Here is a 10,302-nt window from a genome sequence, read left to right as displayed (position 1 = left end):
TGACTTGCAATAAGAGTTTGAGTATACTAATTGCAAGTAATAACACGCAATAAAGCTTGCAGGAGTAACCTTGTGACAAAGAATGATACGAATTCCAAAAATAGCGATGATTTTATGCAAGGCCTCGGTGCAAATGAGAGCGCACTTCTTGAGCGTATCCCCATGATCCCTCTCAGAAAACTTGCCGCAGGGATGGTGCGTGCAAAGATGCGGGTTCAGTTTACGGGATGGCTGCAATATCTGCTGCCGGTGATATTCATCCTGATACTCGCCCTGCTCGCAGGCGTATCGCGCCTGTTCAAGATCAATTTTCTGGCCCAAATCTTCTCAGTGCTTGGAAGCTTGCTCTTCATCGCCGCCCTCTTTGACTTGGTGACTGTAAAATTTAATCTGCGCTTCTCTGAACGCTTGCCCAAACGGAACGATGCTCTCGACCTCTTCGACCTGATGCGCGCCAGACATTCCTGCCGTTCCTTCCAGACTCGTAAGCTGACCGAAGCTGACCACGCCGAGTTGATGGACTCCATCCAATGCCACCTTGCCGAACCCAGGATCGGCGAAGCCCCGATCCGCTTTGAATATATCGCCGCCCCGTTAACCGTCTGGCCCCCTGTCAATGCGACCGAGTTCCTCGTTGCCATCGCGCCGAAAGAATACGACCGCCTCTCCGTGATCGATGTTGGCAGGAGCCTGCAAAAAGTCGTTTTGGATGTGACCCGCATGGGACTCGGCACCTGCTGGATCGGTCCCGGCGCAGATCATGCAAGCATCATGCAAAACCTGGGCGAACGCTTTGATTCCGAAAAAGATCACATTGTCTGTGTTTGTGCTGTCGGATATAAGTCGAACTACATCCCCTTATTTATTCGCATTTTCAATTCTCGACTTAGCAACAGTCGTTTGCCGCAATCTGAACTCTTTTTCGCAGATGCGGATTTTATCCAGCCCCTCGACGTGGATGCCCCCCCCTCCAATCATTACGGTCGCAATTACGAGATTTGCCAATGGGCACCCTCCTCCTATAATGGACAAACCACTCGCTGCGCCGCCGTGACCGACGAAAAGGGTGCTATAAAATCCTTCGATTTCTACGCCGCTACCGCCTCCCAATATTATGCCCCCGTTGCCCTCGGGATTTGGGCTGCGAACTGGGAAATGGGCTGCGATGCCCTCGGTATTCAAGGACATTTTGCCGTGCGCCCGACAGAAAAAGAAGCAACCTTACCGAGATATGATCTGAGTTGGGTGGCAGAGGAAAAGTGATGGCATATAATTTGCCTGCATCAAAAAACGCCTTCCAGATTTCGGAAGGCGTTTTCACTTATTACTCGTCACTTATCGCGCTTTCTCGATCACTAACGACCCGACCCTATAGTCGGGGATTTTTGTTTGCGGGGGCGCATCCGTATTCGTTCATTTGCGTTTAAATACTGCTACCTGCCAGACCCCCATATTGCGATGGAAATGGCGTGAAAAGCCATTTTCTCGAAGCAAAGCTTCCACTGCTTCGGTAGGGTGAATAAAAACCCGCATTGAATTGCGATTTACCCAATGTCGAAAATTATAATAAATTTGAACGATCAATTTTAAAAACCAAATATCTCGAGGATAAACAACACCGTAAAACCGGGTTGCTTTCTTCGCCGAAAGGCCGACCAAATTTGGCATGTCGTGATAACAGCAGATCACCCGGTCGAGGGTAACTATGTCTGCAGCCGGAACATCTTCGGCAATTTCGACAAAATTACCCTGCATATGATCTATTGCGGCGGCATGCCCCTGACGTTCAGCCTCTACTTTGCAGGCCTCGAGATAAGCCGAGGCAGCCTCGACATTTATGGCATTGCGCACACCAGAATTAAGCAGTGCGTGCTGAAGTCCACCAACGCCGCCGCCAATATCCAGGAGAGATAGCCCTTGAATATCTTCGGCTTGCAGGGCATCGATTAATTGGATGGCAGTTTTTTTAAGACCATCATTCCGGTAATTTTCGAGTTGTTCGGAAACATAGGCTTGATCAAATTTCGCCTCAATTCCCTGGCATTGACAACATTCCATGCGGCCTCTCCTCTATAAATGCATTGGCTCGATTACTACTGCGGCGACCTTATAATCCGGGATCTTCGCTTGTGGATCACGTGCGTCCAGGGTTAATTCATTTGCAGCGGCTTCGGCAAAGTGCATCGGGATAAAGACCATCCCCGGTCGTGAGCGTTTGGTGATCAATGCCTTAACGGTGATCTCGCCGCGTCGTGAGCGGACTTTGATCCAGTCGCCGGCATGAATATTGAGCGGTTTGGCATCTTTAGGATGAACTTCAACAGTTGGGTCCGGGTAAATATCATCCAGCTTGGAACGGCGCGTCATTGTGCCGCCATGCCAATGATAGAGCACCCGTCCTGTAGAGAGGAGCAGGGGATAATCGTCATCAGGTAATTCCTGTGAAGGGCGATAATTGAGCGGGGTCAATTTCCCCTTGCCGCTGGGGAAGGTGTCCGCAAATAAAATTGGCGTGCCGGGATGATCGGGAGTTGGACAGGGCCAATGGACGCCATCTTCTTTAACGATACGCGCATGGGTAATACCCTGGAATTCTGGCGTCAGGCGAGCCATTTCATCCCAAATGGTGGAGGGAGAATCAAATTCAAAGCCGGCACTTTTTTCTCGACCGAGTTTCGCCTCCACGCGCTGCGCCAATTCTGCGACGATCTGCCAATCGTCCCGAGCGCTGCCTGGCGCAGGGACAGCATCACGGATCAATTGCACCCGCCGATCACTATTGGTAAAGGTGCCATCCTTCTCGGCAAAACTGGTTGCCGGGAGAATGATATCGGCGTATTCAGCAGTCTCGTTCATGAAAATATCCTGGACAAGCACAAAATCAAGTTCTTCCATCACATGCCGGGCGTGGCGCAAATCGGGCTCGCTCATCATCGGGTTTTCACCCATCACATAGTAGCCTTGAATGACACCCTTTTCAGCGGCATCGACCATTTCCATCGTCGTCAGACCCGCTTCGGGGTTCAGTGGTACGCCCCAATCAAGTTCGAATTTCGCCTTGATCTCGGGATCCGTGACACTCTGGTAGCCGGGGAAAACGTCTGGCAGGCCGCCTGAGTCCGAGCATCCCTGGACATTATTTTGTCCGCGCAGTGGATTTAACCCTGTACCGGCTCTGCCAAGATTTCCACTCAGCAGGGCAAGATTTGCGAGCGAGAGGGCATTATCTGTGCCATGAACGCTCTGGCTGATGCCCATCCCCCAATAGATCGCTGCTCTTTCGGCGTTGGCATAAAGCCGCGCGGCTGCACGAATATCTTCTGCCGGAGCGCCTGAAATCTCTTCGGCCCATTCAGGGGTGCTCTCTTTGATGGATGCCGCATAATCGTCGAAGCCTTCCACCCGCTCACGGATAAATTCTTTGTCGTATAGCTTTTCCTCGATGATGACCTGCGCCATCGCCTGGAAGACAACCACATCCGTACCGGGTTTTTGACGGAGCCAGTGTGTGGCAAACTGGGTCATTTCAATTTGACGGGGGTCAACGACGATCAGCTTGGCACCGTTTTTGACGATTGCCTCGCGCATAAAGGTGCTGATGACGGGATGAGTCTCGCTGGTATTTGAGCCAACGATGATGAAGACATCGAGGTCTTTCATCTCGGCGATCGAATTTGACATGGCTGAGGAACCAATCGCTATTTGCAGGCCAGCGACAGAGGCGGCATGGCAAAGCCGGGCACAATGATCAACATTATTTGTCCCGAGCACACCGCGCACAAATTTCTGGAAAAGGTAATTATCCTCATTGGTTGCTTTTGCGGAGCAGAATGTGCCGATAGCATCGCCTCCGTTTTTCTCAACGATTTCGGCGAATTTCTTTGCAGCCAGATCAAGGGCTTCATCCCAGCTTGCTTCCCGGAATCCTTCCAACCCAATTGCCTTGCGTGGGTTGATGCCAAAATCCTTGCGGATGAGTGGGGTGGTCAACCTGGAGGGGTGGTGAACATAGTCCACGCCAAAGCGACCTTTGGTGCATAATCGCCCGAAATTAGGCGCCACGCCAAAGGGTGCATCCACCCGGAAGATCTTTTGGTCTTTGATCTGCAAATCAATTTGGCAGCCGACGCCACAATAAGGGCAGGTCGAGCGGACTGTTTTTTCGGAGTTAATCATGAGCGTTTTCCTTGTTTGATTGCACGTCATTGCGAGCGGCTGAACGAAGTTCAGCTTGGCGAAGCAATCTCCACGGCAATGAGGGAGACTGCCGCGTCAGGTTATCGCCTTCCTCGCAGTGACGGGTAAGATATAAATTATTAGCCATTTACCCATCCCCATTTTTCTTGCGCTCTTTGCGCTTTTCCTGCCGGATCTGGTCGTAATCCAGGCCAAGTTCCATGAAGTATTCAGTTTTCCCTTTGAGGGCGTTGGTCGGGCAAACTGCGACGCAATTACCGCAAAAGACACAGGTCGTTTCGGGCATACTGCTGTCAAAGAAGGTTGAGATCTTGCTCTCGAAACCACGTCCACCCACCGAGATCGAATAAGTATATTGAATATCATCTCCGCAGGCCTGGACACAGCGCCAGCACATCAGGCACTTTTCATAATCCCGTACAAAGAAGGGATTATCGTCTTTTACATCCTGCGCGCGCGTTTTTGCCTGTGGGAAGCGTTCTCGGTCTGCGTCGAACTGATCCATTTGTCCCTGCAATTCAGGGGATTCGGATAGGTCAACGCTGGCGTTCAGCATTTCAAGGATAGTGCGTCTGGAACGATTGACCCGATCGCTGTTGGTGAAGATAACCATCCCGTCATTGACTTTGGTTACACAGGCTGGGGCTAATACGCGCCAGCCCTCGACTTCGACCACGCACTGACGGCAAATCCCTTCGGATGTGGTCGCCTCGTGGTAGCAAATGATCGGGGCTGGTTTATTGATGGTTTCCAGCACCTGTTGAATGGTGGCATCTTTGGGGGCATCTATAGCCTCCCCATCGATGGTCAGGGTGATTGTGTTTCTTTCTTTCATGGTTTCTCTTTCTTTAACTTGCCCCCTCTGGCTCCCCCCGCTTGCGGGGGAGAACCAGTCCCTCCCCCGCAAGCGGGGGAGGCTAGGTGAGGGGCTGATTTTAGTTTACGCAAAAATCTCAGGCCAATGTTCCATTGCACTCAAAACAGCCGATCCAGCGGTCTGACCCAGTCCACATAGGGATGCATCGGTCATTGTCCAACCGACATCCTCCAGGCGGGAGAAGTCCTCGTCAAGGGTCTCGCCAGCCAAATTCCGGTCTAGTATCTCGGCCTGTCGTTGGGTACCAAGCTGGCAGGGATAACATTTTCCGCAGCTTTCATGGGCAAAGAAATGCCCCAGATCTGCCAATATTTGCTTTAAATTCACATCTTCGCTGAGAACGATCACCGCGCCTGAACCGAGAGTCAATCCAGCTGCACGGGCATCTTCCTGGGTCAGGCGTACATCCAATTGGTCGGGATGCACAAACTTTCCTGCTGCTCCGCCGAGTAATACGGCTTGTAAATGCTTGCCATCTCTCATGCCTCCGGCAGATGCGAGTAATTCTCTTAAAGTCGTTGGTCTGGTGATTTCGTAGATGCCAGGCTTTTCAATGTCACCCGAAAGGCTGAATAGCCAGGGGCCGCTCGATTTTTCACTTCCGTAGTTGCGATAGGCGTCAACACCGATCCGAAAGAGCAGCGAGATATTGGCAAATGTCTCCACATTATTGATCACAGTCGGCTTTTGGTATAAACCATGTGTTGTCGGGAAAGGGGGTTTCAAGCGGGGAAAGCCGCGTTTTCCCTCAATAGATTCAAAAAGGGCTGTTTCTTCCCCGCAAATATAGGCACCGGCGCCGGAACGGAGCTCGATATCAAAATCAAATCCAGAATCGAGAATATTTTTTCCCAGATAACCCTTTGCCCGGGCGCTTTCAATCGCCTGGGCAAAGACCTTCTGTGCTTTTTGATATTCACCACGAATATAAATGAAACCCTTTGTTGCCCCGATGGCGAACCCGCCTGTCAGCATCCCCTCCAGAATGGCAAAGGGATCATTTTCCAGGAGGATGCGATCTTTAAAGGTACCCGGTTCAGCCTCATCTGCATTGCAAACGATATATTTGGACTGACCAGATGCCGCCGCTGCGCCCTCCCATTTTAGCTTGGTGCTGAAAGCTGCGCCGCCGCGTCCTAAAAGGCCTGATTCCGCCATGCACTCGATCATTTTCTCGGAACCGAGTTCCAGCGCTTTACGCAACCCTTCGAAGCCCTGATTGTTGAGATAATCATCCAGGCTGGTCGGATCTACATTCCCGATGCGCTGGGTGATGACTGCTTCCTGGGGATAGATTTTTGTTGCCAGATCATCTGGTGGATTAAAGATCCGCTCACTGGTTGCGTTCCCAACAGCGATCTCGTCCACAAGGACAGAGGGCGCTTTATCGCATAATCCCAGACATTGCACCTTCTCGACGAAGTATTTTCCATCAGGGGTTGCGCCATCTGTGACCAGATTGAGTTGATGCAATAGTTCGTGGTGGAGGCTGCGGCCACCGCGTGCCGAACAGCTTGGACTGGTGCAAACGCGGATGATCGTCTCGCCAGTGGGCTCGGAAAAAAGCATCGAATAAAATTCGATCACACCGGTCACGTCTGCGAGGGGGGTGTTTAAGGCCTGGCCAATTTCTGTAGCAACATCTTTTGAAATATGGCCAAATTCATTTTGGGCTTTCAGCAAAGCTGGCAGAAGCATTGTTCTGCCTCGTGATGCATTTTTCTCCAGAAAATCGCTAAAAGATAATTTGGATTTTGTTTGCAGCATAAATTCTCCGTTAAATAAAGATATTATATTATATTCGATAAATCTTATCCGCAATGGGATATTTATCTTCTTATCATTTATTCATAAATCCGAACCCTGCTATGAGAGCGCCAATAAAGGGCAATGATAATTCAACGAGCCGGATTCCCGGCCAATAATCTGACGGGATTCCATTAAGTGTCAGGACGGCAAGCCCTACACAAAAGAAGAGGCCACCTGTGAGTAGTCGCCAAACCGGAACGGGAGCAGTGCTTTTTTGCGGACGCAATCGTTCAAAGCGGATAAAGATTGGGGTGATGAGTAGCAAAACGATGCTCAGGATGAGAATCCAGATCGGGCGTGTTAAATACCAGGCCGAAGACCCAGGAACGATTTCCAATCCTATCCCTCCAAAGGCCAGGGCCAATCCAGCAATGAGAATCAGCACCGAAACATGCCATAGGAAAAGGGTCATGATCATCCCATTGATCAATACGGTGGCAGTCCACACTTTTTTCTTATCCAGCCATTTTCGGATCGGTTTTTCGAGCGAGAGCAAAAGTCCACCCTGAAAAACACCCAGGGCGAGCATGGTCAGATTTGGAGGGAGGGTGTTGCTGATCTCCTCCCCTTGAACGGAAACCATACTGATCGGATAGGGTCCAAATGTGACAAGTAAGGTTAATGCCACAAACCCGCCAATTGCCCATGGAAGCGCTTTTTTTGCCCCGCTGATATATTTTTCCTGCCAGGCAAAGCCTAATTGGTGAACTGCAAGCCAAATGAAGATGTAATTGACCCAACCAAAATTTTTCCAGCCTGCCGCAAAGACAGCGATATCAACCAGAATTGCGCAAACAACCAGAAGCCAGAAAGAGCCAAGTTTGAGTTTTTCCCAGGCGAGGTAAGCGATTGGCACGAGACTGACCACGATAATATAGATCACTAAAAACCAGGCTGGAAGAAGGGCAAAACTGGAGGCTGCTATTAAGACGGTTTTGTCTGCGTTGAAGAAATTTGCGATCAGGCCAAGGACGCCCCAAATTATAAGTACCGGCAGGACTGGTGTGATCAAACGGCGCAGACGGGATGCCAGCCAGACACTATAACCATCACCACGTTTCAGGGCGGACTTCCAGGAGATGGCATTGGAGAAACCGCCAACGATAAAGAATATGGGCATGACTTGTAAAAGCCATGTTGCCCACTGCGTCCAGGGTGCGAGTGAGAGAATATCCGTAAGAACCAGCTCACCTGAATCAAGATAGGGTGCAACAACCAGCCAATGCCCAAAGATAACGGTGATGATCGACGCAGCCCGCAAAAAATCGACATAACGATTGCGGTTTTCCGGCGTTTTTTCGGCCAGTAAGGCTGCCTGTTGCCAGACGTTCTGAGATTTATTCTGTGAGGTCATTTAGGATCACCTTCACGGAGTTGCAGACGATAATAGAGCCAGACGAAGAAAAAAATAACAAAAATGCCGACGATGCCCCAACCGATCAGGGGGTAGTTTCCTGTCATCAGCGTTGTTACCATCCCGATGATCGCAGTACTCGCCCAGAGCAATTTCAGATTGAGCATGGCGCGGAATGTGTCGGCGTTGGCATTCCGCCCTAGGAGGGATTCACCACCAATTCCGATCAAGGCTGCCCCGACAAGGCGGGCTGTAAAGGGATCGATGTTGGGCCATCCGAAGAGGGTCAGCATCCAAACCGGAGCGATCAGTAATGGGATTCCAAAGAGAAAGTCAGCGATAAAATGGATCACGAACCAGGTGCGCAGATTTTTTGTAACCATATTGTCTCCATTGTTAAGTGATATTCAATTCTAACATCGCCGAGCGAATAAATTACAGGTGATTTGTTCGTTTCCTTAAATTAAGAACTCCTGCCTTGCGGTGCAGGAGTTCTTGATGGGGAGAAAGATGATTTCTTTGTTTCCTTAACCCTTTAGTTGCATATTTTACAGAGCCAGAAAGACCTTAATTGTATCGAGCGTATTTGCGATGCGCTCCTTGTCTAGCCGATAACATTTTGCTCCCTCAATCCGACGGGCGATGAGATAGCCAGCCGCGGTCAACTGGGTAAGGTGGCGTGATGTTGCAGATTGGCTTAAGTCGAGCGATTCGATAATCTCGGTTGAGCAGCTTTCGCCTTGATCACCGATATGTCGTAATATTTGCAGGCGTGTTTCATCGGCTAAAGCACTTAGCCGAACATAGATCTCAGCCTGACTAAGTTCAGGTGCATATATAGGGGCATCATTTGGCAGGCGTGCACCAAAGATAAATCCAAGCTGGTCATCTTCGAAATATTTCCCCAGGTACGGGCCAACATGTAATGATGGAGCGAAAAATAGACCATCGGATTCCTGGCATTTATTCTCCCAAAATTCGGCATCCAGAGTTTGCCCGGTCACATATTCGACTGCTTGGAAATCATCCATCTGGCTAAAATCCGCATGCTGAAAAGCCTTAACGGCTTTCTTTAGCGTGGGGAGTGTTCGTTCCCATTCGGTTGAAAGATAATCATCCCAGTATCGTTTTAAATGGGAGGTGATCAATTTTTGCATTGCCGGTGGATCCACTACATATCCATAAGCCCAGCGCTCCAATTCTTCATCAATGTGACTATCATCAAAACGCTCTTTCAAGAATGCGATATAGTTTTCCTCACTGCCAAGAACAGTATCTTTTGTGAAATTATCTGTTTCTTTTTTGAGACTCAATTTAAAGTAACTATTAATCATTTTATCGCGTAAAACCACTGGATCCATCTCTTCGAGATGTTGGATGTAGACAGGGAAACTACTCCATCTTTGTTCTGGCAAAATGGCGTGATAAAATGCGATCATCACCCGATAATGCATCTTTCTCTCTTCAGGCGAAAGCTGATGGGCGGTGTTGATGACCCAGTCGCCTAGCCCGGAAAGCTCTTTGGTTTTGGTGAGTAGCAGCAGACTTTGGATTGCGTTTTGAACAGGGGCGAGCCCCACCCGGATGCGGGTCCGGGCAGGGGTTTCAATGAAACTATCGATGGGTGGGACCATATTTCTCTCCTGATAAATTGGCGGTCTTCATAAGTACGAGGCTATTATTTGGCCAAGTTCGGTAATGTGTTGCGTTGTTCTTGTAGAGCAAGGTTTTCAAAATGTTCCTGCATTTTTGTGCCTGTGTTCTCAAGAGTTGCACCCACTTTGGACAAAACCTTGTAGGTGAACACGGCCATATTCTTTTTAGAGAGATGAGCATATTTATTTTGCTCTTCAGCGGTCGCCATTTTATCACGACGATACTCTTCTGCTAAACGTTCTTGAAACAGGAAGTCGTTCATGGGTTTCTCCTTTTGAATTACGGATAGTATGTGCAATTGCGTGTAATCTGGTTATGCGGATATTCGGGTTACTGGCATATAATAGCATTTCTAAAATAATTTGTCAAGAGGCAATTTTAGAAAAAATCCCTTATTATGAATTGTTTC

General features: G+C 49.4%; 10 protein-coding genes. 1 reads left to right on the top strand and 9 read right to left on the bottom strand.

The window, feature by feature from the left end:
- Nucleotides 1-72 precede the first annotated feature (72 nt).
- Entirely contained in the window at nt 73-1,263 is a 1,191-nt protein-coding gene (locus AC3DOM_RS10390) for a nitroreductase family protein (RefSeq protein WP_487918979.1), read from the top strand.
- A gap of 150 nt (nt 1,264-1,413) precedes the next feature.
- Here the strand turns inward: AC3DOM_RS10390 and AC3DOM_RS10385 are convergent, their stop codons facing one another.
- The 9 genes from AC3DOM_RS10385 to AC3DOM_RS10345 form a co-directional block, all read right to left on the bottom strand.
- Nucleotides 1,414-2,058: a methyltransferase gene (locus AC3DOM_RS10385; protein WP_487918978.1), complete on the bottom strand. Its 645-nt coding sequence runs from the start codon at nt 2,056-2,058 to the stop codon at nt 1,414-1,416.
- A gap of 12 nt (nt 2,059-2,070) precedes the next feature.
- The gene (fdhF, locus tag AC3DOM_RS10380; RefSeq protein WP_487918977.1) at nt 2,071-4,176 is read right to left on the bottom strand and encodes a formate dehydrogenase subunit alpha; all 2,106 of its coding nucleotides are present in this window, start codon (nt 4,174-4,176) and stop codon (nt 2,071-2,073) included.
- The gene (locus AC3DOM_RS10375; protein WP_487918976.1) at nt 4,169-4,324 is read right to left on the bottom strand and encodes a hypothetical protein; all 156 of its coding nucleotides are present in this window, start codon (nt 4,322-4,324) and stop codon (nt 4,169-4,171) included. Before AC3DOM_RS10375 ends, fdhF begins: the two co-directional genes overlap by 8 nt.
- Nucleotides 4,325-5,032 (bottom strand): 2Fe-2S iron-sulfur cluster-binding protein, encoded by a 708-nt coding sequence (locus tag AC3DOM_RS10370; protein WP_487918975.1) that lies wholly within the window; start codon nt 5,030-5,032, stop codon nt 4,325-4,327. It abuts the gene before it with no gap.
- A 105-nt stretch (nt 5,033-5,137) separates the two neighbouring features.
- Entirely contained in the window at nt 5,138-6,841 is a 1,704-nt protein-coding gene (locus AC3DOM_RS10365; RefSeq protein WP_487918974.1) for an NAD(P)H-dependent oxidoreductase subunit E, read from the bottom strand.
- Nucleotides 6,842-6,914: 73 nt separating this feature from the next.
- Complete coding sequence (locus AC3DOM_RS10360; protein ID WP_487918973.1) at nt 6,915-8,237, bottom strand: acyltransferase family protein; 1,323 nt, start codon at nt 8,235-8,237, stop codon at nt 6,915-6,917.
- Entirely contained in the window at nt 8,234-8,620 is a 387-nt protein-coding gene (locus AC3DOM_RS10355; protein ID WP_487918972.1) for a hypothetical protein, read from the bottom strand. Before AC3DOM_RS10355 ends, AC3DOM_RS10360 begins: the two co-directional genes overlap by 4 nt.
- Nucleotides 8,621-8,785: 165 nt before the next feature.
- Nucleotides 8,786-9,871 carry an ArsR/SmtB family transcription factor gene (locus AC3DOM_RS10350; protein ID WP_487918971.1) on the bottom strand — a complete coding sequence of 362 codons (1,086 nt, stop codon included), beginning with the start codon at nt 9,869-9,871 and terminating at the stop codon, nt 8,786-8,788.
- Between the two features lie 44 nt (nt 9,872-9,915).
- Nucleotides 9,916-10,155, bottom strand: a complete 240-nt coding sequence (locus AC3DOM_RS10345) for a hypothetical protein (protein WP_487918970.1) — start codon at nt 10,153-10,155, stop codon at nt 9,916-9,918.
- Between the last annotated feature and the right edge of the window lie 147 nt (nt 10,156-10,302).

It is taken from the genome of Candidatus Desulfolinea nitratireducens (genome assembly GCF_982879505.1).
The sequence above is the reverse complement of the archived record's forward strand: the minus strand, read 5'-3'. Positions and strand labels throughout refer to the sequence as shown.

Coding starts and splice junctions, on each gene's coding strand:
- AC3DOM_RS10385 (WP_487918978.1), bottom strand. CDS start 2,058: ATGGAATGTTGTCAATGCCAGGGAATTGAGGCGAAATTTGATCAAGCC.
- fdhF (WP_487918977.1), bottom strand. CDS start 4,176: ATGATTAACTCCGAAAAAACAGTCCGCTCGACCTGCCCTTATTGTGGC.
- AC3DOM_RS10375 (WP_487918976.1), bottom strand. CDS start 4,324: ATGGCTAATAATTTATATCTTACCCGTCACTGCGAGGAAGGCGATAAC.
- AC3DOM_RS10370 (WP_487918975.1), bottom strand. CDS start 5,032: ATGAAAGAAAGAAACACAATCACCCTGACCATCGATGGGGAGGCTATA.
- AC3DOM_RS10365 (WP_487918974.1), bottom strand. CDS start 6,841: ATGCTGCAAACAAAATCCAAATTATCTTTTAGCGATTTTCTGGAGAAA.
- AC3DOM_RS10360 (WP_487918973.1), bottom strand. CDS start 8,237: ATGACCTCACAGAATAAATCTCAGAACGTCTGGCAACAGGCAGCCTTA.
- AC3DOM_RS10355 (WP_487918972.1), bottom strand. CDS start 8,620: ATGGTTACAAAAAATCTGCGCACCTGGTTCGTGATCCATTTTATCGCT.
- AC3DOM_RS10350 (WP_487918971.1), bottom strand. CDS start 9,871: ATGGTCCCACCCATCGATAGTTTCATTGAAACCCCTGCCCGGACCCGC.
- AC3DOM_RS10345 (WP_487918970.1), bottom strand. CDS start 10,155: ATGAACGACTTCCTGTTTCAAGAACGTTTAGCAGAAGAGTATCGTCGT.